Annotated in this window: 22 protein-coding genes and 1 tRNA gene; 16 read left to right on the top strand and 7 right to left on the bottom strand. The window is 73.6% G+C overall.

Features of this window, described 5'->3' with window-relative positions; translation table 11 throughout:
- Positions 1–21: 21 nt before the first annotated feature.
- The 3 genes from IF45_RS0114535 to ispF all read left to right on the top strand — a co-directional run bounded on the left by IF45_RS0114535 (position 22) and on the right by ispF (position 2179).
- Positions 22–504 (top strand): CarD family transcriptional regulator, encoded by a 483-nt coding sequence (locus tag IF45_RS0114535; protein ID WP_003949795.1) that lies wholly within the window; start codon positions 22–24, stop codon positions 502–504.
- 372 nt (positions 505–876) lie between these two features.
- Positions 877–1674 carry a 2-C-methyl-D-erythritol 4-phosphate cytidylyltransferase gene (gene ispD / locus IF45_RS0114530; protein ID WP_003949796.1) on the top strand — a complete coding sequence of 266 codons (798 nt, stop codon included), beginning with the start codon at positions 877–879 and terminating at the stop codon, positions 1672–1674.
- The gene (ispF, locus tag IF45_RS0114525) at positions 1664–2179 is read left to right on the top strand and encodes a 2-C-methyl-D-erythritol 2,4-cyclodiphosphate synthase (protein WP_008410341.1); all 516 of its coding nucleotides are present in this window, start codon (positions 1664–1666) and stop codon (positions 2177–2179) included. The genes ispD and ispF overlap by 11 nt, the downstream gene beginning before the upstream one ends.
- Before the next feature lie 306 nt (positions 2180–2485).
- Here ispF and IF45_RS0114520 read toward each other — a convergent pair whose 3' ends face one another.
- Complete coding sequence (locus IF45_RS0114520) at positions 2486–2764, bottom strand: hypothetical protein (protein ID WP_008410364.1); 279 nt, start codon at positions 2762–2764, stop codon at positions 2486–2488.
- A gap of 136 nt (positions 2765–2900) precedes the next feature.
- Here IF45_RS0114520 and IF45_RS0114515 point away from each other — a divergent pair, with 136 nt between their 5' ends.
- From IF45_RS0114515 to IF45_RS0114480, 8 genes are all read left to right on the top strand, one after another.
- The gene (locus IF45_RS0114515) at positions 2901–3515 is read left to right on the top strand and encodes a GNAT family N-acetyltransferase (RefSeq protein WP_030307789.1); all 615 of its coding nucleotides are present in this window, start codon (positions 2901–2903) and stop codon (positions 3513–3515) included.
- 58 nt (positions 3516–3573) lie between these two features.
- Positions 3574–5133 carry an ABC transporter substrate-binding protein gene (locus tag IF45_RS0114510; protein WP_030307787.1) on the top strand — a complete coding sequence of 520 codons (1560 nt, stop codon included), beginning with the start codon at positions 3574–3576 and terminating at the stop codon, positions 5131–5133.
- Between the two features lie 34 nt (positions 5134–5167).
- Positions 5168–6934: an ABC transporter permease subunit gene (locus tag IF45_RS0114505; protein WP_030307785.1), complete on the top strand. Its 1767-nt coding sequence runs from the start codon at positions 5168–5170 to the stop codon at positions 6932–6934.
- A complete protein-coding gene (locus tag IF45_RS0114500) occupies positions 6931–8196 on the top strand; it encodes an MFS transporter (protein ID WP_030307782.1) in 1266 nt (421 codons plus the stop codon). Before IF45_RS0114505 ends, IF45_RS0114500 begins: the two co-directional genes overlap by 4 nt.
- A gap of 50 nt (positions 8197–8246) precedes the next feature.
- Positions 8247–8657, top strand: coding sequence for a PPOX class F420-dependent oxidoreductase (locus tag IF45_RS0114495; protein WP_003949801.1), 411 nt, complete (start codon positions 8247–8249; stop codon positions 8655–8657).
- A 92-nt stretch (positions 8658–8749) separates the two neighbouring features.
- Entirely contained in the window at positions 8750–10150 is a 1401-nt protein-coding gene (gene cysS, locus IF45_RS0114490) for a cysteine--tRNA ligase (protein ID WP_008409794.1), read from the top strand.
- Between the two features lie 140 nt (positions 10151–10290).
- Positions 10291–11229, top strand: coding sequence for a 23S rRNA (guanosine(2251)-2'-O)-methyltransferase RlmB (gene rlmB, locus IF45_RS0114485; RefSeq protein WP_008409796.1), 939 nt, complete (start codon positions 10291–10293; stop codon positions 11227–11229).
- A gap of 175 nt (positions 11230–11404) precedes the next feature.
- Positions 11405–12997, top strand: coding sequence for a DoxX family membrane protein (locus IF45_RS0114480; protein WP_015507413.1), 1593 nt, complete (start codon positions 11405–11407; stop codon positions 12995–12997).
- 112 nt (positions 12998–13109) lie between these two features.
- Here the strand turns inward: IF45_RS0114480 and IF45_RS0114475 are convergent, their stop codons facing one another.
- From IF45_RS0114475 to IF45_RS0114455, 5 genes are all read right to left on the bottom strand, one after another.
- Positions 13110–14132, bottom strand: a complete 1023-nt coding sequence (locus IF45_RS0114475; protein WP_003949805.1) for a hemolysin family protein — start codon at positions 14130–14132, stop codon at positions 13110–13112.
- Positions 14129–15469: a hemolysin family protein gene (locus IF45_RS0114470; RefSeq protein ID WP_030307780.1), complete on the bottom strand. Its 1341-nt coding sequence runs from the start codon at positions 15467–15469 to the stop codon at positions 14129–14131. Before IF45_RS0114470 ends, IF45_RS0114475 begins: the two co-directional genes overlap by 4 nt.
- Positions 15470–15680: 211 nt before the next feature.
- Positions 15681–16430 (bottom strand): nucleotidyltransferase family protein, encoded by a 750-nt coding sequence (locus IF45_RS0114465; RefSeq protein WP_003949807.1) that lies wholly within the window; start codon positions 16428–16430, stop codon positions 15681–15683.
- Entirely contained in the window at positions 16427–16837 is a 411-nt protein-coding gene (locus IF45_RS0114460; RefSeq protein ID WP_003949808.1) for a hypothetical protein, read from the bottom strand. The genes IF45_RS0114465 and IF45_RS0114460 overlap by 4 nt, the downstream gene beginning before the upstream one ends.
- Positions 16838–17021: 184 nt before the next feature.
- Entirely contained in the window at positions 17022–18155 is a 1134-nt protein-coding gene (locus tag IF45_RS0114455) for an ABC transporter ATP-binding protein (protein ID WP_008409802.1), read from the bottom strand.
- 252 nt (positions 18156–18407) lie between these two features.
- On the opposite strand from IF45_RS0114455, the gene IF45_RS0114450 reads away from it, so the two are divergent.
- Positions 18408–18481 (top strand) — tRNA-Thr (locus tag IF45_RS0114450).
- A gap of 62 nt (positions 18482–18543) precedes the next feature.
- On the opposite strand, the gene IF45_RS0114445 is transcribed toward IF45_RS0114450, so the two are convergent.
- Entirely contained in the window at positions 18544–19836 is a 1293-nt protein-coding gene (locus tag IF45_RS0114445) for an MDR family MFS transporter (RefSeq protein ID WP_008409804.1), read from the bottom strand.
- 642 nt (positions 19837–20478) lie between these two features.
- On the opposite strand from IF45_RS0114445, the gene IF45_RS0114440 reads away from it, so the two are divergent.
- From IF45_RS0114440 to IF45_RS0114425, 4 genes are read left to right on the top strand one after another with little or no spacing between them, the layout of a single operon-like run.
- Positions 20479–20955, top strand: a complete 477-nt coding sequence (locus IF45_RS0114440) for a hypothetical protein (RefSeq protein WP_008409806.1) — start codon at positions 20479–20481, stop codon at positions 20953–20955.
- Complete coding sequence (locus tag IF45_RS0114435) at positions 20946–21425, top strand: GNAT family N-acetyltransferase (RefSeq protein ID WP_003949830.1); 480 nt, start codon at positions 20946–20948, stop codon at positions 21423–21425. Before IF45_RS0114440 ends, IF45_RS0114435 begins: the two co-directional genes overlap by 10 nt.
- The gene (locus tag IF45_RS0114430; RefSeq protein ID WP_003949831.1) at positions 21422–23077 is read left to right on the top strand and encodes an amino acid adenylation domain-containing protein; all 1656 of its coding nucleotides are present in this window, start codon (positions 21422–21424) and stop codon (positions 23075–23077) included. The genes IF45_RS0114435 and IF45_RS0114430 overlap by 4 nt, the downstream gene beginning before the upstream one ends.
- A complete protein-coding gene (locus IF45_RS0114425) occupies positions 23070–23984 on the top strand; it encodes an alpha/beta fold hydrolase (RefSeq protein ID WP_030307778.1) in 915 nt (304 codons plus the stop codon). Before IF45_RS0114430 ends, IF45_RS0114425 begins: the two co-directional genes overlap by 8 nt.
- The last annotated feature ends 2 nt before the right edge of the window (positions 23985–23986 follow it).

Raw genomic sequence — 23986 nt, 5'->3', positions numbered from 1 at the left:
CACGGAAGGGGTACCTGTCACATGACGTTCAAGGTTGGCGACACCGTGGTCTATCCCCATCACGGGGCCGCGCTGATCGAGGCAATCGAAACTCGTCAGATCAAGGGTGTGGACAAGAACTACCTGGTTCTCAAGGTCGCGCAAGGCGACCTGACGGTGCGTGTGCCCGCGGACAACGCGGAGCTGGTCGGCGTGCGCGACGTAGTGGGCCAGGACGGTCTGGACCGGGTCTTCGAGGTGCTGCGAGCGCCGTATGCCGAGGAGCCGACCAACTGGTCCCGACGCTACAAGGCGAATCTGGAGAAGCTGGCGTCGGGCGATGTGATCCGCGTCGCCGAGGTCGTCCGCGACCTGTGGCGCCGGGAGCGCGAGCGCGGTCTGTCCGCCGGTGAGAAGCGCATGCTGGCGAAGGCTCGCCAGATCCTGGTCAGCGAGCTGGCGCTGGCCGAGAACACCAACGAGGACAAGGCCGAGGCCCTCCTCGACGAGGTGCTCGCCTCCTGACACCCCGCTCCTCGCGGAGCGGCGTGGCGTGAAGCGCGCACGTCCATCTGCCGTATCGCCCGTTGATCTTCTTCACCGGGCGATTCGGCATGTCCGGACGGAGAAGCGGGCTGCGCCGAGAGGGAGCCACGAAAGAGGGGCACGCCTGCCGGTGTGCCCCTCTGGCGTACCGGGATACTGATCGTCGCGTGCCGCGTGCGGTGTGGTGTCGCGTCTGCGGTCGGAAGGCCCCCGGCGTGTCGCTGCTGGACGTGCCGGGTCCCCGGTGAACGGCTCGACCGGAAGTCACGGAAGGGTCCGGTCCAGACGTCGCGCCCGGCACGTTGGTGGCCATACCCAGGACGCCCGAGCGTACAAACCTGAACGGAACCGATGACTGACGAAACCCAGGCGCCCCGCACGGCGGTGGTGATCCCGGCGGCCGGCCGCGGCGTGCGGCTCGGCCCCGGCACCCCGAAAGCCCTGCGTACGCTGCACGGAACCCCCATGCTCGTCCACGCCGTCCGGGCCATGGCCGCCTCGCGCGCCGTGTCCCTGGTCGTGGTGGTCGCCCCGTCCGACGGCGTCGCCGAGGTGCGCGCCATGGTCGACGACCACCTCCACCCCACCGAGGCGCCCTCCTTCGCGCCCGCGCGGGCCGGGGGCGGCGACGAGACCGACATCGTGGTGGTGGCCGGCGGCGAGACCCGGCAGGAGTCGGTACGGCGCGGGCTCGACGCGCTGCCCGCCGACGTGACGACCGTCCTGGTGCACGACGCGGCGCGGCCGCTGGTGCCGGTCGACATCGTCGACGGCGTCGTGGCGGCGGTGCGGGGCGGGGCCCCGGCCGTCGTGCCCGGGCTGCCGCTCAGCGACACCGTCAAGGAGGTCGGGGCGCTCGCCGAAGGCGCCACCGGACCCGGTGAACCCGTGGTGGCGACGCCCGAGCGGGCGCGGCTGCGGGCGGTGCAGACGCCGCAGGGGTTCGACCGCGAGGCGCTCGACCGGGCGCACCGGCAGGGCCCCGTGCAGGGGGAGGGCGCCACCGACGACGCCGGGCTCTGCGAGCGGCTGGGGCTCCCGGTCGTGGTCGTGCCCGGACACGAAGAGGCGTTCAAGGTGACACGGCCGCTCGATCTCGTGCTGGCCGAGGCGGTACTGGCGCGCAGGAGGGCCAACGATGGGTACTGAGACGGGGCCGCAGGGCCAGGCCGGGTTCACGATGCCGCTGGTCGGGATCGGGACCGACGTGCACGCCTTCGAGCGGGGGCGCCAGCTGTGGTGCGCGGGGCTGCACTGGGAGGGGGAGGAGTTCGGGCTCGCCGGGCACTCCGACGGGGACGTGGCCGCGCACGCGGCGTGCGACGCGCTCTTCTCGGCCGCCGGCCTCGGGGATCTGGGGGCGCACTTCGGGACCTCCCGGCCCGAGTGGGCCGGGGCGTCCGGGGTCGCGCTCCTCGGTGAGGCCGCGCGGATCGTGCGGGCCGAGGGGTTCCACGTCGGGAACGTGGCGGTGCAGGTCGTTGGGCTGCGGCCCAAGGTCGGGAAGCGGCGGGATGAGGCTGTGGCTGCCTTGTCCGGCGCTGTCGGGGCGCCTGTGTCCGTGTCCGGGACCACGACGGACGGGCTGGGGCTCACCGGGCGGGGTGAGGGGTTGGCGGCGATCGCCACCGCCCTGGTGTACCGGGTGGGCTGACCTCAAGCGCCGGCCGGGCTCTTTGGCCTCAAGCGCCGGCCCGGCTGGTCTTGGCCTCAAGCGCCGGCCGGGCTGGGGTGGCCTCAAGCGCCGGCCGGGCTGGGGTGGCCTCAAACGCCGGCCGGGCTGGTTTGGGGGTGCGGTGGGATCGACCGTGCCGGTCACCGATGGCCTCAAACGCCGGCCGGGCTGAGAAGTGGCCTCAAACGCCGGCCGGGCTGAGAAGTGGCCTCAAACGCCGGCCGGGCTGGGAGGGGGCGGCTGGGCTGATGGGGAGTGGGGCGGTTGTGGCCGGGTTGGTTCTGGTCAGCGGAGGTCTCCCTGCCAGTCCCAGCGGGAGGGGGTGGTGGGGCGGGGTTGGTAGAGGGAGCGGCCTTCGGGGCCGTGGGTGCTGAGGGCGGTGGGGAGGGCGGCGCCTTCGGGGCGGGCTTCCGGGGGGACGGTGGTGATGTCCAGGAGGAGGCCGTCGAGGGGGCCGCCCACGAGTTCGGCGTAGTGGTGGCCCGGGAGGGGGCCGGCTTCGGGGGCGGTGGGGTCGTGGCCGTAGACGCGGCCGCGGAGGAGTCGTTCGTCGTCGCTGTCCATGGGAGCAGGGTGGCAGGGGGGTCCGACAGGGCGGAGGGGGTGCTTCCGGAAGAGGGGGGCCCGCTTCTGCACATCAGTTGCACGTACGCTGGCGGGGCAGGTTCGTGTGGCTGATGAGGGGCTGGTGGCAGGCGGGATGGCTGTGGTGGCCGGAGTGGAAGCGGGCGTCCGGGAGCGGGCCGAGGAGGCCGGGCGGGACGCGTATGTGGTGCGGACCGCGTCGGAGGCCGATGTTCCGGGTGCGCGGGCCGTGATGCTCGACACGGTCTACCGGGATCTGCGCTCCGGGTACGTGCCCCGCTGGCACGCCGACATCATCGACCCGGCCGCCGCCTACCTGGAGCCCGAACGGTGCACGCTGCTCGTCGTCGAGCGGGACGGGGAGATCGTCGCGACCGGCGCCGTCCGCGACCGGGGCCCGGCCGCGCCGCCCAACCCGCAGTGGGTCGCCGACCGCTTCCCCTCGGGCAGTACCGCGCAGCTCTGCCGGATCTACGTACGCCCCGAGCACCGGCGCCACGGGCTGGCCCGGCGGCTGGTGCGGGAGCTGTGCGACTTCGTGGTGCGGGCCGGCGGGTACGAGCGGGTCTATCTGCACACCGACCCGTCGGTGCCCGGCGCCGAGGCGTTCTGGCGGGCCACCGCCGAGGAGGTCTGCGACGAGCGGGCGCTGCCCGGGGGCGGGCAGGGGATCGTGCACTTCGAGGTGGCGGTGGCGGGGCTGGCGCAGCCGGCCGCCACGCCCGCCTGAGCCGGAACATCCGTATCCCGCTTTCTTATGACAATCGTTTTCATATAAGGTCGCGCCCATGTCGTCCCAGCCGTCCCAGCCGTCCCAGCCGTCGAAGTACTCCGTCCGCCGCCGTCCCCTGCTCGCGCTCGGGGCCGCCGCGCTGCTCGTTCCCGTCGCCGCCTGCGGCGGCTCGACCGACGGGGGCGCGTCCGGCGGGGGTGACCAGCGGCTGCGCGCCGTCATGGCGTTCCCGCCCGCGCAGGCCATGTCGCCGTACGGGGACGACGCGGTGACCCTCAGCCGCCTCTCGGTCGTCGAGGGGCTGACCCGGATCGACGAGGAGGGCGCGGCCAAGCCCGCGCTCGCCACCAAGTGGCAGCGGGACGGCGCGAAGGGCTGGGAGTTCACCCTGCGCGACGCCCGGTTCCAGGACGGCGACGCGGTCGACGCCGAGGCGGTCGTCCGGTCGCTGGCCGCCGCGCAGGACGCCTCGCCCAAGCCGCGGGTCCTCAGCGAGGTGAGGCTCACGGCGGAGGCGGCGGGGAAGCGGACCGTCCGGATCACCACCGACGAGGCCGACCCGCTGCTGCCCCAGCGCCTCGCCAACCCCTCGCTCGCGATCCTGTCCCAGGCGGCCTACGCGAAGGGGGAGAAGGGCGGCAAGGTGAACCCGGCCGGGCACGCGACCGGGCCGTACACGCTGACCGAGGTCAACGGCGCCGTTTCCGCGAAGCTGGACCGGAACGACACCTACTGGGGCCGGAAGGCGAAGGCGCCCGGTGTCGACGTGAAGTTCGTCGCCGACGGGACCGCGCGGGCCAACGCGCTGCGGACCGGGACGGCCGACATCGCCGAGTACGTGCCGGTCGCGCAGACCTCGCTGCTGGACGAGAAGCAGATCCACGAGGTGCCGACCGCGCGCACCAACACGCTGTACCTGAACACGGAGAACGGGGTCTTCGCCGACCCGGCCCTACGGGCCGCCGCCCGGTCGGCGATCGACTCGAAGGCGCTGGTCGACGGGGTCTACGAGGGGCGCGCCGACACCGCGCGGGGGCTGCTCGGGCCCGGGGTGCCGTGGGCCGCCGACGCGCGCAAGGAGCCCGAGGGCCGGGCGAAGGCGGCGAGCAAGGCCGAGGTGGCGAAGACGAAGGAGATCGTGCTCGCCACGTACACCAACCGGCCCGAGCTGCCCGAGGTCGCCTCCGCCGTCCAGCAGCAGCTTCAGGCGCGCGGGTTCACCGTCAAGCAGTACGTGCGGGACTACGCGCAGATGGAGGCGGACGCGCTGGCGGGGAAGTACGACGCCTTCATCCAGGCCCGGAACACCCTGCTCGACACCGCCGACCCGGTCTCCTACCTCGGCTCCGACTTCACCTGCGAGGGCAGCTTCAACATCGCTCAGCTCTGCGACAAGGGTGTGGACGAGGCCGTGGCCAAGGCGGCCGGGGCGGACGGGCAGGACGCGCGGCACGCCGCCGAGATGGCGGCCGAGGCGAAGATCCTCGGCGCCGACGCCGCCGTGCCGCTGGTCCACGAGCGGTTCGTGCAGGGCTTCGACTCCGGGAAGGTCGACGGGGTCGCCCTCGACCCGATGGAGCGCCGCCTGATCACCGCCGACACCCGGCTGCGCTGACCGGCCCGCCGCCGCGACCACGACCGCCACCGACGTGAAGCATCTCGCCGGGCGAGCCCTCACCCTGCTCGCCGTCCTCGCCCTGATCGGCCTGCTGCCCTGGCTGACCACGACCGACCCGGCGCTGACGATCCTGCACGCCCGCTACAGCGACCGGCAGCCCACCCCCGAGGTCCTCGACGCCATCCGCGCCGAGACCGGCCTCGACGGCGGACCCGCGCACGTGCTCGGCGGCTGGGCCGGCGGGCTGCTCCACGGCGACCTGGGCACCTCCTGGGTCTCCGGGCAGCCGGTCGGCCCGGACGTCACGGCCGCGCTCACCACCTCGCTCTCGCTGATGGGCGTCTCGCTCGCCGTCGCCCTGCTGCTCGCCCTGGCCCTCAGCGCCCGCACCCTGCGCCGGGGCGCCCGCCGGGAGGCCACCACCACCCGGGCCGGGGTCCTCGCCGCCGTCCTCGCCGCGCTCCCCGAATTCCTGCTCGCCGCCGTGCTGGCCACGGTCCTCGCCGTCCACCTCGGCTGGTTCCCTGCGCTCGGCTGGGGCACCCCGGCCCAGGCGGTACTGCCCGCCCTCGCCATGGGCGTGCCCGCCGGGGCCCTGCTCGGCCGCCTCCTCGACGACGCCCTCCCGGCCGCCTTCGCCGAACCCTGGGCCAAGGCCGCCACCGCCGCCGGGCTGCCGCCGCGCCGCATCGCCCGGCACGCCCTGCGCCGCACGCTGCCGGGGCTGCTGCCGCAGGGCGGGCTGGTGGTGGTCGGGCTGACCGGCAGCGCGGTCGCCGTCGAGACGCTCTTCGCCGTGCCCGGCCTCGGCTCCACCGCGCTGGCCGGCGCCCTCGCCCAGGACCTGCCCGTCCTCCAGGCCGCCGTGCTGATGCTGCTGCTGACGGGGCTGGCCGCCGCCCTCGCCGTACGGCTGCTGAGCCGGGTGCTGCTCGGCCCGGCCCTGACCGACCGGGCGCTGCCCGCACTGGTCGCGCCCCGGCTGCCCGCGCGCAAGGGGGTCGCGGCGGGGGCGGTCGTGCTGGCCGTGGTCTTCTGCGCCGTGCTCGTCGCGGGGCTGCTGCGCGACCCGCTGCACGTGGACGCCGCCGCCCGGCTGCTGCCGCCCTCGGCCGCGCACCCCTTCGGCACCGACGCGCTCGGCCGCGACGTGCTGGCCCGGCTGGGCCACGGGGCCGCCCGTACCGTGCTGCTGGCCTTCGCGGTCGCCGCCGCCGCGCTGCTGCTCGGGCTGGCCGTCGGGTTCCTGCGCGCGGGCGCCCTCACCGAGACCGTCAACGCGCTCCCCGCCGTCCTCGCCGGGCTCCTCACCGCCGCCGTCGCCGGACCCGGACCCTGGGGCGCGGCCGCCGCCGTCGCCGCCGTGGCCTGGGCACCGCTCGCCGCCCACACCGAGGCCCTGTACGTCCAGGAGCGGGCCGCGCCCCACCTCGCCGCCGCCCGCTCGCTCGGCGCCGGCCGCGCCCACCTGCTCCGCCGCCACCTGCTCCCCGCCGTGCTGCCCCCGGTCACCCGCCACGCCCTGCTCCGCGTCCCCGCCCTCGCCCTGGCCCTCGCCGCCCTCGGCTTCCTCGGCCTCGGCACCCAGCCGCCCGCCCCCGAGTGGGGCCGGATGCTCTCCGAGAACATGCCGTACGTGGAACGCGCCCCCTGGGCCGTGCTGGCCCCCGCCGCCGCCCTCGCCGTCCTCGGCGCCCTGGCCGTCCTGCTGGCCGCCGCCGTCCGCGGCCGCACCGGCGCCGACACCGCCACGGCCACCGCCCCGACCGCCCCCGCCGCCCGCGAGGCCGCCGCATGAGCACCGGCACCGGCCTGCGCCCGGCCACCTCCAGCCTCCGCGAGATCACCGGGCTGCCGCCCTACCTGCGGCTGCTCGCCGGGACCCAGTTCGCCTTCAACACCGGCTTCTACGCCGTGCTGCCCTACCTCGCCGGCCACCTCGGCGACGGCCTCGGCATGGCGGGGTGGCTGGTCGGGCTAATGCTGGGGCTGCGCACCTTCAGCCAGCAGGGGCTGTTCGTCGTCGGCGGCGCCCTCACCGACCGGTACGGGCCCCGGCCCGTCGTCCTCGCCGGATGCCTGCTGCGGATCGCCGGCTTCGCCTGGCTCGCCCTGGCCGGCTCCACCGCCACCGTCGTCGCCGCCGTGGTGCTGACCGGCTTCGCCGCCGCCCTGTTCTCCCCGGCCGTCGAGTCCGAGACCGCCCGCGAGGCCGTCCGCCGCGAACAGGCCGACGGCACCGCCCGCGCCCGCACCCTCGCCGTCTTCTCCGCCGCCGGGCAGGCCGGGGCCTTCCTCGGGCCGCTGCTCGGCTCGCTGCTGCTGGCCGCCGGCGGTGAGTGGGGGTTCCGGGCCGCCTGCGCGGCGGGCGTCGCCGTCTTCGTCGCGGTCCTCGCCGGGCACGCCGTGCTGATGCCGCGCCGGGCCGCCGTCCACCGCGAGCGCCCGCGCGGCGGCGTTCGCCACCTCGCCCGCAACCCCCGCTTCCTCGTCCTCTGCCTCACCTACAGCACCTGGCTCCTCGCCTACAACCAGCTCTACCTGGCCCTGCCCGCCGAGGTGGAGCGGGCCACCGGCTCCCAGGCCGCCCTCGGCTGGCTCTTCGCCCTCTCCTCCCTGCTGGTGGTCACCGCCCAGATCCCGCTGACCCGGCACGCCGCCGTCCGCCTCGCCCCGCGCACCGCGCTGGCCGGCGGGCTCGCCCTGGTCGCCGCCGGGTTCGCCCTGGTGCCCGTCACCCCGGGCGGGCCCGGCGGGCTGCTCCCCGGCGCGGTCCTGGTCACCCTGCTGACCTGCGGGCAGATGCTGCTGGTCCCGGCCGCCCGGGGGCTCGTACCGGATCTGGTGGACGGGCGGCATTTGGGGCTGGCCACCGGGGCGCTCTCCTCGGTGTCGGGGCTCGCGGTGCTCGGCGGGAGCGCGGCGAGCGGGCTGCTGCTCCAGGCGCCCGCGCCGGTGCTGTGGGGCGCGCTGGCCGCCGTACCGCTGGCGGGGGCGGTGGCGGCGCGGCTGCTGCCGTCCGGGCGGGGCGGCGGTGAGGCGGGGCGCGCTGCGGGGTAGGGGTGAGCAAAGAACCGTAGGCACCATCCGCATCAGGAGGCATTCCCGCGATGAGTGACACCGCGCAGCTCAGCGACGCCCTCAAGCAGAAGCTGGACACCCCCGTCTTCATCACCGTCGCCACCATCCAGCCCGACGGCAGCCCGCAGCTGTCCCCGGTCTGGGTGAAGCGGGACGGGAACGACGTGCTCTTCTCCACCACCGTCGACCGGCGCAAGACCAAGAACCTGCGCCGCGACCCGCGCGTCACCGTGCAGGTCCAGCCGTTCGACGAGCCCTACACCTACGCCGAGATCCGCGGCCGGGCCACCGTCACCGAGGAGGGCGGCCAGGAGCTGATCGACGAGCTGTCCCGGAAGTACACCGGCAAGTCCTACGCCGAGTTCAACCCGGCCTCCGGCCAGGACGCCGCCCGCGTCGTCGTGCGCGTCACCCCGGACAAGGTCGTCGGCCGCCTCTGAGCCGCCCGTACCCCGCTCCCTTCGGTCACGAAGTGGACGACCTTCGCGCACGGGGGGCGGGGCACTGCCCGGGGCCTACTACCCTGGGAGACGTGACTATTCGGCTGTACGACACCAGCGCCCGGCAGATCCGTGACTTCGCCCCCCTGACGCCGGGCTGTGTCTCGATCTACCTCTGCGGCGCCACCGTGCAGTCGGCACCGCACATCGGGCACATCCGCTCGGGGCTCAACTTCGACATCCTGCGCCGCTGGTTCGCCTACCGCGGCTACGACGTGACCTTCATCCGGAACGTCACCGACATCGACGACAAGATCATCAAGAAGTCGGCCGAGCAGGAGCGCCCCTGGTGGGCGATCGGCTACGAGAACGAGCGCGCCTTCAACAACGGCTACGACGCCCTCGGCTGCCTCCCGCCCACCTACGAGCCCCGCGCCACCGGCCACGTGCCGGAGATGATCGAGATGATGCGCGGCCTCATCGAGCGCGGCCACGCCTACGAGGCCGACGGCAACGTCTACTTCGACGTGCGCTCCTTCCCGGAGTACCTGGAACTCTCCAACCAGGACCTCGACGAGCTGCGCCAGCCCTCCGGCGAGGGCGAGACGGGCAAGCGCGACCCGCGCGACTTCGCCATGTGGAAGGCGGCCAAGCCCGGCGAGCCCAGCTGGGAGACGCCCTGGGGCCGCGGCCGCCCCGGCTGGCACCTGGAGTGCTCGGCGATGGCCCACAAGTACCTCGGCTCCGCCTTCGACATCCACGGCGGCGGCCTCGACCTGGTCTTCCCGCACCACGAGAACGAGATCGCGCAGGCCAAGGCGTACGGCGACGACTTCGCCACGTACTGGGTGCACAACGCCTGGGTCACCATGGCCGGCGAGAAGATGTCGAAGTCCCTCGGGAACTCCGTCCTCGTCTCCGAGATGGTCAAGCACTGGCGGCCCATCGTCCTCCGCTACTACCTCGGCACCCCGCACTACCGCTCGATGATCGAGTACAGCGAGGAGGCGCTGCGCGAGGCCGAGTCGGCCTTCGCGCGGATCGAGGGCTTCATGCAGCGCGTCACCGAGAAGGCCGGGGAGACCCCCGAGCCGGCCACCGAGGTGCCGCCCGCCTTCGCCGAGGCGATGGACGACGACCTGGGCGTGCCGCAGGCCCTCGCCGTCATCCACACCACCGTCCGGCAGGGCAACTCGGCGCTCGCCGCCGACGACAAGGAAGCCGCCGTCGCCCGCCTCGCCGAGGTCCGCGCGATGCTCGGCGTCCTGGGCCTCGACCCGTACGACCCGCACTGGGCGGGGGAGGCGGACCGCGGCGAGGACCTGCACGGCGCCGTCGACACCCTCGTCCGCCTCGTCCTCGACCAGCGCGAGGCCGCCCGCACCCGCAAGGACTGGGCGACCGCCGACGCCATCCGCGACCAGCTCCAGCAGTCCGGCCTGGTCATCGAGGACAGCCCCACCGGCCCGCGCTGGACGCTCGGCCCCCGCTGAGCCCCGGCGCAGACGCCGTACCCCACCCGGTGTGCCACCCCGCCCGCGAGGCGGCACACTGGGTGGCGGCGTGCCCGGGCCACCGGGCACCACCACCCCGCTTCAACTGACGCAGTACCCGACGGAAACAGGTAGACCTCATGGCCGCGAACAACCGCCGCATGTCCGGTAAGAAGGGCGCGCAGATCGGCAGCGGCGGCAAGCGACGCCGCGGCCTCGAAGGCAAGGGCCCGACCCCGCCCGCCGAGGCGCGCAAGGGGCACGTGAAGAACCGCCTCGCCAACGCCAAGGCGAAGCAGCAGGCCCGCCGCCCCAAGGCCCGCCCCGGCCAGCGCTCCACCTCCGAGCTGGTCGTCGGCCGCAACCCGGTCTACGAGGCCCTGCGCGACGGCGTGCCCGCCTCGACCCTCTACGTCCAGCAGTTCATCGACAACGACGAGCGGGTCCGCGACGCCCTGGCGCTCGCGGCCGAGCGCGGCGGCATCCACCTCATGGAGGCCCCCCGCCCCGAGCTGGACCGCATGACCAACGGCCTCAACCACCAGGGCCTCGTCCTCCAGGTCCCGCCGTACGAGTACGCGCACGCCGAGGACCTGACGGCCGCCGCCTACGACGCCGGGCAGGACCCGCTGATCGTCCTCCTCGACGGCGTCACCGACCCGCGCAACCTCGGCGCCGTCGTCCGCTCCGTCTCCGCCTTCGGCGGCCACGGCGTGGTCGTCCCCGAGCGGCGCGCCGCCGGCATGACCGCCGGTGCCTGGAAGAGCTCGGCCGGCGCCGCCGCCCGTACCCCCGTGGCCCGCGCCACCAACCTGACGCGGACCCTGGAGGCGTACAAGAAGGAAGGCGTCGTCGTGGTCGGCCTGGCCGCCGACGGCGAGGCCGACGTCACCGACCTGCCGGCGCTGGAGGGCCCGGTCGCCGTCGTGGTCGGCAGCGAGGGCAAGGGGCTGTCCCGGCTGGTCGGCGAGACCTGCGACATCCGGGTCCGCATCCCGATGCCGGGCGGCGCCGAGTCGCTCAACGCCGGTGTCGCCGCCGGCATCGTCCTCTACGAGGCGGCCCGCCGCCGCGCCTGATCCGCTTCCGGTCCGGGCCCCAAGATCATTTGACGGGGCCCGGACAGATTCGGTGGCGTCAAGGCAGTGTCCAAACCACGCATCACTCGGTTAGATGAGCGTGGAAACCAGAACGCCCCGCACGCCCACGGGGGGACGCTCGTCAGGGTTCGACGAAACTCCCGCGCCGCTCAGCATGGTGAAAGTCCACTGCGACCCGGCGCAGGTCATCGTCAACCACGCGAGTTTCCGCGTACAGCTCCCCTCCGCGCAGAAGGCGCAGTCCCCGCGCATCTCGCGGCTCACCGGCGGCGCGTCGGCCGACACCGCGCGCATCCCCGTCGTCGGTACCGTCACCCGGCGCCGCGCGCCCGTCGTCTGGTCCGGCCGGTCCGCGCCCGGCGACGGCGGCGCCACCACCGGCCTGCTCCAGGCGGTCCGCGCCTCCGGCGTCCGGCACGGTGACGACCCGCCCGGCGCCACCCAGGTCATCCCGCGCGTCGACCCCGACGAGGTCGCCACCGGCGAGATCCCCACCCTCACCGGCCACACCCCCGGCGAACCGCTCCTGCCCCGGATGCGCTCGGCCGGCAGCGCCTACGACGACGACACGTACACCCCGCGCCACGGCACCCCCGCCTACGACGGCGACGACGGTGGCGACCGCGCGGGGACCGACGGCGGCGACGGCAGCGACCTCGACCAGGACGGCCGCCCCAAGGCCCGCTCCTCCGTGCGCCACGCGTACTACCCGTACCGGCGGATGAACCTCGGCGTCGTCCTGCTGCCGCTCCGCGTCGGCCTCGGCTTCGCCACCGCCTACGCCGGGATGAGCAAGCTCTGCGACCCGGCCTACTTCGACGGCGGCGAGCGCGGCTCCCTCATGCGGTGGCTCGGCTCGCTCCAGCCCTGGTCGCTCGCCGAGCCGCTGCACGGCTTCGCCGTCCACCACCCGGTCGGGGTCGGCCTGCTGGTCGCCTTCCTCCAGGTCCTGGTCGGTGTGCTGACCGTGCTCGGCCTGTGGCAGCGGCTCGCCGCCTCGGCGGGCGCGGTGCTCGCGGCGGGGCTGCTCATCACGGTGAGCTGGCGCGCGAACCCCGTCTACTCGATGTCCGACGTCATCTACCTGGCCGCCTGGACCCCGCTGATCATCGCGGGCGCCCCGGTCTGGTCGGTGGACGGGAAACTCGCCGCCGACGCCTGGCGCAAGCTCGGCCCGCGCGCCGAACTCTGGCAGCTGCGGCGCTGGGTGCTCAAGCGCGGCCTGGTCGTCGCCACCGTCGCCGTCGGCCTCACCCTGCTCTTCGGCGCCCTGCTCGGCAGCGCCGTCCGCGACGCCGACCGGGTCGTCGTCCCCGGCCCCGGCGAGGCCCCGCGCAACAGCGTCCCGGGCATGCCGCTGCCCAGCGAGTCCGGCCAGGTCTCCGGCAGCCCCGACGCCTCCGCCGGGCCCGACGAGGCCCCCTCGGGCGGCACGTCGGAGGGCCCCTCCGAGACCAGCAGCGGCCCGGCCGGCAGCGAGCAGCGGGAGACCGCGGGCACCGGCACCACCGCCCCCGCCGAGACCCAGGGCCCCGGCCAGGCCCCGCCGCAGCAGAACGCCCCGCAGCCCCCGCCGCAGACCAGCGCGGGCCCGGGTGACGACTCCTCCGGCGGCGGCTCCGGCGAGCCGGGCGGCGGCCCGGGTCCCGGCGACGGCGGCGGCGCCGAGGAGCCGGGCGAGGACCCGGCCGACGGCGGTTCCGGCGGCGGAGGCGGCCCGAAGCTGGTCGGCGGCCTCTTCGGCTGACCCCCGGCCCGGCGCCCGCCGGGAACGGGCGAAGGCCCCGGACACGTACGCGGTACGTGTCCGGGGCCTTCGCGGTGGTGCGGTGTCCGGCCCGGTGGGGCCGGACGGTCCGTCAGGCCGCCTCCTGCGGGTGCAGCAGGCGGGCCAGCAGGTCGTCCAGGGAGACCAGGCCGGTGACCCGGCCCTCCCGGTCCTGGACCAGCGCCAGCGAGGCACGCCGCTGGCGCAGCAGCTCGATCGCCTGGCCGACCGTGTCGCCCTCGGTGAGGGCGGGCAGCGGCCGGGCGAGCGCGCGGGCGGTCGCCTTACGGCCCCGGGCGCGCGTGATGAGCGCGTCCCGGGCGTGCAGCGAGCCGATGAAGCGGTCGCCGTCGCGGACCAGCAGGCGGCTGCGGTCGTGGGCGGCGGCGGTCGCCAGGATCGTCTCGGCGTCCGCCCCGGCCGGTACGGAGACGATCCGCTCGGCCGGGACCTGGAGCGCCTCGACGGGGCTCAGCGGCTCGGTCAGCGAGCTGGTGATCAGCTCCGAGTCGTCCTCGCTGATGAGGCCCAGGCGCCGGGACTCGGCCACCAGGTGGGTGAGCTGCTCGCGGTTGTGGACCTCGGCCAGCTCGTCGCGCGGGGTGACCCGGCAGAGCCGTACCAGCGCGTTGCTGATCCGGTTCATGACCCAGATCAGCGGGCGGACCACCGTCACGATCCCCCGGAACGGCGGGGCCAGCAGCATCGCCGAACTCTCCGGGTGGGCGATCGCCCAGGACTTGGGCGCCATCTCGCCGACCACCATGTGGAGGAAGACCACCACGATCATGGCGATGGCGAAGGCGATCCCGTAACTGAGCGAGGCCGGCAGGCCCCAGCTCACCAGGACCGGGTCGAGGGCGTGGGAGACGGCCGGTTTGGAGACCGAGCCGAGCCCCAGGGTGCAGACCGTGATGCCCAGCTGGGCACCGGCCAGCATCAGGGACAGCTCCTTCATCCCGGCGAGCGCGGAGGCCGCGCCCCGCTTCCCCTCGGCGGCCGCCTTCTCCATCCGGTGCCGCTTGGCGGCGACCAGGGCGAACTCGGCGGCGACGAAGAAGCCACTGCCGATCAGCAGCAGCACGGTCACGAACATGGCCAGACCGAAGCTCATGCCTCGCTCCCTTCAGCGGTCGCCGCCGGGGCGGGCGCGACCTCCAGCCGCACCAGGTCCGGCACGTGCCGGTCCAGGGTGCGGACCTCCAGGACGGCCTCGCGGCCGTCGCCCGCCGGTACGCCGACCCGGTCCCCGATGGCCGGGAAGCGGCCGAGCCGGTCCACGATGAGCCCGGAGACCGTCTCGTACGCCTCGTCCTCGGGGAGGGTGACGCCGGTGGCCTCGGCCACCTCGTCGAGGCGGCGGTGGGCGTCCACCAGCCAGCCGGTGCCGTCCGGCGCGGCCACGTCGGTGACCTGGTCGGACTCGTCGGCGATGTCGCCGACCAGTTCCTCGGCGATGTCCTCGTAGGTGACGATGCCGGCGACCCCGCCGTGCTCGTCGAGGACGACGGCGAACTCGTCGTCCCCCTCGCGCATCCGCTCGACCGCGTCGGGCAGCGCCAGCATCTCGGGGAGCAGCAGGGGCTGCCGGGCCACCCCGCCCGCCGTGGTGGCGGCCAGCGCTGGCTCGGACAGGTGCATCAGCTCCCGGACGCCGACCACGCCGGTGACGTCGTCGGGGTGGTCGCCGAGGACCGGGTAGGTGGAGTGGCCGTGGCGGGCGATCAGGTCGACCGCCTCGGTGGCCGGGGCGTCGTACCGCACGAAGACGGTGTCGGCCCGGGGCACCAGCACCTCCTTGAGGGGGCGCTCGGAGAACTCCAGGGCGTGGTCGAGGAGGAGGGCGGTGTCCCGGGGGAGTTCGCCCTGCTGGTGGGACTCGCCGATCAGGTGGCCCAGTTCCTCCAGGGTCGCGCCGTGGTGCAGCTCCTCGACCGGCTCGATGCCGACCTTGCGCAGCAGCCAGTTGGCGGAGCTGTCGAAGACCCGGACCAGCGGGCCGACGATCTTGAGGTAGAGCAGGGTGGAGGCGGCGAGGGACTTCGCCAGCCGTTCGGGGACGGCGAGGGCGAAGTTCTTCGGCGCCAGCTCGCCCAGGACCATCTGGATGGCGGTGGCCAGGACGAAGGCGAGGATCACCGAGATGCTGGGGACGGCCGCGTCCGGGATGCCGACGCCGGACAGGACCGGACGCAGCAGCGCGGAGACGGACGGTTCGGCGAGGAAGCCGACGACCAGGCCGGTGACGGTGATGCCGAGCTGTGCTCCGGAGAGCATGAACGACAGGCGTTCCAGCACCTTCAGGGCGCGTGCGGCGCGATGGTCGCCCTGCTCCGCCTCGCGGGCCAGCTTGAGCCGGTCGGCGGAGACGTAGGCGAATTCCTGGGCGACGAAGTAGCCGGTGCCGGCGGTCAGGACGAAGACGGCCAGCAGGCCGAGAGCGGCACTCATCGAACACCACCCCGCCGAGTGCCTTGATCATGATGTGGGCGGGATGGTCGGGGACTGTGCCCCGGAGGGTCCGTCGGACTGGCGGACACGCTTTCTCTCCTTATGAGCTGGGTCGGTCCCCAGGGAACGCCCGGGGCGGGTGGGGCGTTCCCGCCAGAGCGTGTGGTGTACGTCGTTGCGCCGGACGGCCGGGTGTGCTCCGCCGTCCGGCTCAGCGGCCTGGGTACGCGGCCAGCTCCGCGGCAGCCTCGGTGAGGTCCTTGGCGGTGTCGATGGCCCGCCAGTAGGCGCCCTGCGGGATCGGGTACCCGGCGAGGCGGCGCTCGCGGGCCAGCCGGGGGAACGTGGTCCGCTCGTGGTCGCCGCGTTCGGGCAGCAGCGCGGTGAAGGCGGCGGCGAAGACGTAGACGCCGGCGTTGATGTGGAAGGGCGACGGGGGCGCCTCGACGAAGTCCGTGACGTGTCCGAAGGCGTCGGTCTCCACGGCGCCCCAGGGGATGCGCGGCCGGGCCAGCGCGAGGGTGGCCAGCGCGTCCCGCTCGGTGTGGAAGGCGGCCATCTCGCCGAGCGGGAAACGGGTCCAGATGTCGCCGTTGGTGGCGTACCAGGGCGCGCCGGGGTCCGGCAGGCGCGTGGCGGCGTACTTGAGGGCGCCGCCCCGGCCGAGCGGCTCCTCCTCGACCACGGTGAGGGTGCGCAGGGGCAGCGGGGCGGAGTCCAGCCACTCCTGCAGCACCCCGGCCAGGTGCCCGCAGGAGATCACGGCGTCGGTGACGCCCTCGGCGGCGAGCCAGGCCAGTTGGTGGCCGATGATCGGCGTGCCCGTGCCGGGGATCTCCACCATCGGTTTGGGGCGGTCGTCGGTGTACGGGCGCAGCCGTGTGCCCTGCCCGCCGGCGAGGACGACCGCCTGCGTGGGCCTGGCCGGCGGGGGCTGCGGGGCGGGGGCGGGCGCGGTCACCCGAACTGGGCGACGCCGGAGGCGAAGGAGGTGTCGCAGACGGGGCGGGCGAAGGACTGGGCGCGGGTGGCGCCGTAGGTCTTCACGGCCGCCTTGCCGAGGGCGCGGGCGAGCGAGACGCAGTGCCGGGCGAGCGAGGGCTTGCGGTCGACGGCGCGCTGGAGCGAGGTGAGCGCCTCGCCCGGGTCCTTCTCGTGCAGCTCCAGGAGGAGCTTGTCGCGCAGCACGTCGTGGGCGGCGCGGGGCTTGGCCGGGACGGAGGCGTCCTCGGAGGAGGCGGTGAGGACGGAGTCGGCCGGGTTTCCCGACCAGTTGACGTGGGAGACCGCGAACGTCCCGGACAGCACCAGGACGACGGGGAGGACGAGTGCGAGGGAGCGGCCGATGCGGCGAGCGGTGTGGTTCACGCGCCTGAGAGTAGCGGCAAGTGATGATTTGGCGACATTTAGTCACTCGATCGAGTTGTGGCGCTCGGGTTTTTCGGGGTGTGAAGTTGACGCAAGGTGGGGAAGGCGTGGGAAAACGCCGGCAGGGCCGGTCCGCCCGCGTGTTGCGGGGGACCGGCCCTGCCGGGTGCGGTGCGGGGTGCGGTCAGCTGAGGCGCTCGCCGGTGGAGGTGGCGAAGACGTGCAGCTCGCCCGGGCGCGGGACGACGTGCACGGTGGCGCCCTTCTCCGGGACGGCCCGGCTGCTGACGCGGATGACCAGGTCCTTCGACCCGCCGTCCAGGTCGACGCTGCCGAAGACGTAGGCGTCGGCGCCGGTCTCCTCGACCACGTTGACGGTGACGGCGAGACCGGCCGGGGCGCCCGAGCTCTGCTTGGTGAGCGCCTCGGCGGCGGCGCCGTTCTGCTCGGCCACGTCGAAGTGCTCGGGGCGCACGCCGACGGTGACGGTGGTGTCGCCGCGGTCGGCGGCGGCCTTCAGCGCGTCCCGGTCGACCGGCACCACGGAGTTGCCGAACTTCACGCCGCCGTCGGTGATCGGCACCTCGATGAGGTTCATCGCGGGCGAGCCGATGAAGCCGGCGACGAAGAGGTTGGCCGGCTTGTCGTACATGTTGCGCGGCGAGTCGACCTGCTGGAGCAGCCCGTCCTTGAGGACGGCCACCCGGTCGCCCATCGTCATGGCCTCGATCTGGTCGTGGGTGACGTAGACCGTGGTGATGCCCAGGCGCCGCTGGAGCGAGGCGATCTGGGTACGGGTGGAGACGCGGAGCTTGGCGTCGAGGTTGGAGAGCGGCTCGTCCATGAGGAAGACCTGCGGCTCCCGGACGATCGCGCGGCCCATCGCCACACGCTGGCGCTGACCGCCGGAGAGCGCCTTGGGCTTGCGGTCCAGGTACGGCGTGAGGTCGAGGATCTTCGCCGCCTCCTCGACCTTGGCGCGGATCTCGCTCTTGTTGACGCCGGCGATCTTCAGGGCGAAGCCCATGTTGTCGGCGACCGTCATGTGCGGGTAGAGCGCGTAGTTCTGGAACACCATGGCGATGTCCCGGTCCTTGGGCGGCAGGTGGGTGACGTCGCGGTCGCCGATGCGGATGGCGCCGCCGTTGACGTCCTCCAGCCCCGCGAGCATCCGCAGCGAGGTGGACTTGCCGCAGCCGGAGGGACCGACCAGGACGAGGAACTCCCCGTCGGCGATCTCGATCTCCAGCTGGTCCACCGCGGGCTTCTCCGAGCCCGGGTAGATGCGCGTCGCCTTGTCGAACGTAACCGTGGCCATGGTGACAGGCCCCCTTCACCGGCAGGAACGTGCCGGACGATCCGAGTAAAGAAGGTGAACCGCCCCGGGGACTCCCGTGGCGGGTGATTGGTCCAGTCCACCGAAGCGGACCACCTGGAAGCTACCCGGTCGCGGCGATTCTGTCAGTACCCGCAGAACAAGGATCATGCCCCGACCGGTAACGATCCCGCCCGCACCCCCCGGGAAACCCACCCGGCCCCCGCCCCCGCGATGGGTACACTGCACGGGCACGCCTCCTTAGCTCAGATGGCCAGAGCAACGCACTTGTAATGCGTAGGTCGTCGGTTCGAATCCGACAGGGGGCTCGGGGAAGGCCCAGGCCGGAGTGGTTCCGGACTGGGCCTTCGGTCGTGGTGGGGCCGGTGGGTCAGCCGTCGGTCTCGGTGGCCGGCCTCTTCTCGGCGGCGGGGGAGGCGGGGGCGGGGATCGTGGCCTCGGACGGTTCCTCGGTGACGCGGCGGCCGAGGCGGGTGCCGATGCCGAGCTGGGCGGCGGCCGCGGCCAGGCCGACTATCAGGCAGCCGATCCAGAGGGGAGTGGCGCCCCAGTTGTGGATGACGCCGCCGCCGATCAGGGGCGCCACCACCAGGGAGCCGGTCCAGGCCATCTGGTAGAGGCCCTGGTAGCGGCCGCGCAGGTGGTCGGGGGAGATGCGGGCCACGATCGTGAAGCTGGTGGGGGTGTTGCCGATCTCGCCCAGGGTCCACACCACGACCGAGAGGCCGTAGATCCAGGCCGAGTCGCCGAGGAGGAGGACGGAGTAGCCGACGCCGATCAGCGCCGAGGAGCCGGCCAGCACCCCTGACTCGGGGAACCGCTTGTAGAAGCGGGTGAGGGGGAGCTGGACGAGGACGATCACGATGCCGTTGAGCGCGGCCACCTGGCCGAAGGTGCTGGGCGAGAAACCGTCCTGGCCCATGGCGATCGGGAGCCCCGCCTCGGACTGGTAGAGGATCGTGAGCACCAGGAATTCGGCCACCACGAACCCGACGAAGGTCCGGTCGCGCAGGACCGCGCCGAACCCCTCGCCCTTCTCGGCGTCGGGCGGTGGCGGCGTCGGGCGCCCGCCGGGGACCCGGGCCGCGATCAGGATGCCGCCGATCAGGGTGGTGGCGCCGTTGAGCCAGAACAGCGCGGTGTAGCCGGTGAAGGTGACGAGGCCGACTGAGAGCATCGCCACCGAGTAACCGATGTTGATGGCCCAGAAGTTGAGCGAGTAGGCGCGGGCCCGGTGCTCCGGGGTGACCACTTCGGAGATGAGCGCGTTGTGCGCGGGGCGCGTGGCGTTGTTGGCGAGCCCGACGGCGAAGGCGCCCAGCAGCAGGGCCCAGGGCGACCTGGCGTAGGCCAGCGCGACCATGCAGACCGCGGTGGCGGCCTGGGCGCCGACGAGGGTCGGCTTGTGGCCGAGCCGGTCGGCGAGGATCCCGCCGAACGGGCCCGCCGCGAGCGAGCCGACGCCGGTGGCGGCCACGACGGTGCCGGCGAAGGCCGCGTCACGGCCCAGCTCGTCGGTGACGTAGAACGCGAGCAGCGGCATGATGAAGCCGCATGCCCGGTTGATGAGTTGCGCGGTCCAGAGCCACCAGAAGCCGTCCGGAAGCCCGCCGAAAGTCGCGACCAGTGATGATCGCGTCTTCGTGAGTGGCTTGAATCGCATGCCTTCCCCTTCGTTGTCCCGCTCTTGAACGTCAGCGGATCTTACGAGACGGAGAACCGATCTCCGGGTCGTCTTATGAATATCCAATGAATATCCCCGCGAGGGGACGGGCGAGGTGGGCGAATGTGTCCCGCCCCGCAGGGCCGGTCGGGACCGGAATTCCACACTCTGGACGGGGAGCCCGCGGGCCTGGCGTGCCCGGGCGCCACACCAGCGTTTTTTGGCCAACTACCCAGCTGTAGACGGCAGATGGTACCGCCGGTACGAGGGGGTGCGCCGGGGCTCCGGGACGCCGTTACGGTGCGCGGTCCCTCCGGGGTTCCGCCGGGGATTGTGCGGGGTGTTACCGGGAGGTGAGTGTGACGTGGCCGACGGAAGGCGAGTTCCGGAAGGTGATTGCGCGGCTTGGGGGCGTGTGCTCTTATGGCGTGTCGGGTCCTCGAACTGGCGTACTTAACGGGGATGAAGGCCCTGCGGTATTTGATTGACTGTGTAATTAGTGCGGGCGTTGTCATCAGCATCCTCGCGGTAGATGCTCAGGATGTTTGAAGACGCCTTCCGTCAGCGAAGATCCGAGTATTCCGGGAGCGAACTGCGCGTGATGGAGATGGCCGAGAACCTGCGGGCGGGGAACGCCACCCCATGAACCCACTGACCTACGTACCGCGCCTGGTCACGGCGCTTCCGCCGGTGGAGGCGGGGGGCCGGACCCTCAAGGCGTACGCGATGTTCGCCGATCCGGAGCGGAACCGCGAACTCCCCGAGCCCGGCTGGCTGCGGCGGCACGCGGCCTCGGTACTGGACGAGCCCCTCCAGGAGGAGGACCACCCCGCCGGCTTCCTGATCCTGCACCGCGGCGCGCAGGCCGACTACCTCCTGGTGAGCCAGTGGTACGACGCCGACATGCTCCGGCACCGGGTGCGCGGGGCGGTCACCGGCGCCGGCGGCGAGACGGTCTTCGCGCCGCTCGCCCAGCGGGACCTGGTCGCCTGCGTCTGGGAGCTGGAGATCATCAAGTTCGAACGGGACGCGTGGGTCAACACCGTCCTGGCGCAAGGCACATTGGACCAGGCCACGCTCGACGCGTACCTGGGCACGACGTTCTCGGGGTGGGTGTGAACCACGACATCAAGGTGGAACCGGTCGAGCCGGGGCACCTGGACGCACTGCTGGAGCTGTGCCGCGAGCACGCGGCGTACGAGGAGGCCGAGTTCACGGAGGACGGCCAGGTGGAGCGGTGGCGCTCGGCCTTCTTCGCCGAGCGGCCCGCGCTGCACGGCTGGGTGGCGACGGACAACGGCACGCCCTGCGGCTTCATGACCGTCACCACCGACTTCGCCACCTGGAGCGCCCGGCGCTTCGCCTACCTGGACTGTCTCTACCTCCAGGAGCCCTACCGCCGCCTGGGCCTGGGCCGGGCCTTCCTGGAGCGGCTGCGGGAGTTCGCCCGCGACCAGGGCTGCGAGTGGGCCGAGTGGCAGACGCCGCCCGGCAACGAACTCGGCATCGGCTTCTACCGGCGCATGGGTGCCGTGGGCAAGCCCAAGCTCCGCTTCCACTACGACACCGACGAACGGGGAGCCTCGTGACGACAGGCCCTATACCCCAGGCCGCGCCGGCCCCACTTCCCCCGTGGTCGGTCGACGCGGCCGACCAGGCCGACACGGCGCCCGCGCTGGGTGACCTCGTCGCCGCCGCGGCGAGCCGGTGGCCCGAGCGCCCCGCACTCCACGACGGCCGCACCGGCCTCACCTTCGCCGCACTGGAGTCCCAGGCCCAGGCGCTGGCGGCCTGGCTGGCCGGGCAGGGCGTCCGCCCCGGCGACCGGGTGGCGGTCCTCGCCGAGAAGTGCGCGACCATGCCCGTGCTGGCCATCGGGATCTGGAAGTGCGGCGCCGTCTACGTCCCCCTCGACGCCGCCCAGCCCGAGCCGCGGCTGCGCGGGCTGTTGGGCAGGCTGCGGCCGAAGGCCGTGCTCGCGCTCGACGACCGGGAGCCCGTGGCCGACGGGGTGCCCTGGGCGGGGCGCGGGGAGCTGGACGCGATCCTCACGGCGCCGGCCGCTCCGTGGCCGACCGTGCCGCACCGGCCGGAGTCCACGGCGTACATCATCTTCACCTCGGGATCGACGGGGGAGCCCAAGGGCGTCGAGATCAGCGTCGCCAACCTGGTCGCCTACTTCGGCGCGCACAACGAGGTGCTGCGGTTCACCCCGGAGTCCCGGGTGTTCAGCCTCTCCCCGTTCCACTTCGACGTGTCGATCGAGGACACGCTGCTGCCGCTGTCGCTGGGGGCCTACGTCCACCAGTTCCGCGGGGTCCACGCCGGCGCCATCATGCGGGCGGTCATCACGCGGGAGCGGATCACCCACCTCATCGCCGTCTCCACCCTGCTGACGATGATCACCGAGGGCGGGCGCCAGGTCTCCCCGGAGACGTTCCCGGCGCTGGAGATGGTGATGACGGGCGCCGAGGTCTGCGACCCGGGGGTCATCAACGTCTGGAAGACCGGCCTCCCCGCGGTCCGGGTCATCAACGTCTACGGGCCCACCGAGGCGACCATCGTCTGCGTCGCCCACGAGATCGCCGAGGCCGACCACGAGCGGGTCGGCTCGTACCCGATCGGACGGCCGTTGCGCGGGGTGGTGGCGCGGATCGTGGCCGAGGACGGCAGCGAGATCCGCGAACCCGGGCGGACCGGTGAGCTGTGGATCGGGGGCGCGCAGGTGATGCGCGGCTACTTCGACCAGCCGGAGGAGACCGCGCGGCGCGTGGTGGAGGTGGACGGTGTCCGCCACTACCGCACCGGCGACCTCTGCGCCTACGACGCCGGGGGTGACATCGTTTTCCGTGGCCGTGACGACGACGAGGTGAAGCTGGCCGGACGCCGTATCCACCTGGGTGAGATCCGGCAGACCGTGCTGAGCTGCCCCGGCGTCGAGCGGGCGGCCGTCGCGGTGGTCCCGCGCCACGGCCACGACGTGATCGCGCTGGTGGTGATGGCGCCGGACCGGGCGGTGGTGGCCCAGGCCGAGAAGCGGCTGGCGGAGCTGCTGCCCACGTACATGCGGCCGACCCTGGTCGCCTGGTCGCCGGAGCTGTCGGTCTCCTCGACGGGCAAGACCGACGAGAAGCTGCTGATGCGCCGGCTCGCCGAGGCCGCCCGGGAGGCGAGCGCCACGCACTACGTGCTCACCCCCGCCGGAGAGGCCGAACCTGTCGACGGGGACGCCCATGGATGAGACGCGGACAGGCGCGTTACACCCGGAGTTCGGCCGCCTCGCCGCCGCCAGGAAGATCATGGGGGCGCCGGCCACCACCGGCTCTCCGGTCACCGACCGGCTCAACGCCGCGCGCTGGATCGCCCGCTTCGGCGGCGACCCCGACCCGGACGACGGCGCCTCGGCCGAGCAGGGCGAGGACTCGGTGGTCATCCGCCCGGCCGTGGAGGACCCCCGGGCCCCGTGGGTGATCTACCTCCACGGCGGCGGGATGGTCTATTACTCCACCGAGGTCTTCCAGCCCTTCCTGCGCACCCTGGCCACCCGATTACGGGCGCCCGTCGAGGCGTTCGACTACCTCAAGGTGCCCGAGCACACCGTCGAGGAGTCGGTGGAACGGCTGGCCGCGCAGCTCACGGCCCGCTGCCGCACCCTGACCGCGCCCCGGATCGTCCTCGCCGGGGACAGCGTCGGCGGCCTGCTCGCCCTCTACCTCGCCCTGCGCGCCCTGCCCGGGGTCTTCTCGCGCCTCGTCCTGCTCTACCCGGTCCTCGACCTGGAGACGGAGCGCGACTCCTACCGGGCCTACGGGGAGGGCCACTTCCTCGACCGGGACAGCATGCGGCTCTTCAAGTCCGCGCTGACGCCCTTCTTCCGCTCCCGCCACTTCGATCCGCTGGCCCTGCCGGAGCGCGACCTGGCCCTGCTGCCCCCCTGTTCGGTGGTGACCGCCGGGTGCGACGTGCTCCGGGACGAGGGGCTCGCCTTCGCCGGGCAGCGCGCGGCCGACCGCCCGGACGGCCTGCGCCACCTCCACTTCCCCGACCTCCCGCACGACTTCTGCCTGTACGCCGGAAAGGTGGCCTCGGCCCGCGACGCGGTGGCCGAGATCGCCCGGACCGCATTTCCTCCGGAAGGAGCGCGCTGAGC

It is taken from the genome of Streptomyces albidoflavus, from assembly GCF_000719955.1.
Taxonomy (GTDB): Bacteria; Actinomycetota; Actinomycetes; order Streptomycetales; family Streptomycetaceae; genus Streptomyces; species Streptomyces albidoflavus.
The sequence above is the reverse complement of the archived record's forward strand: the minus strand, read 5'-3'. Positions and strand labels throughout refer to the sequence as shown.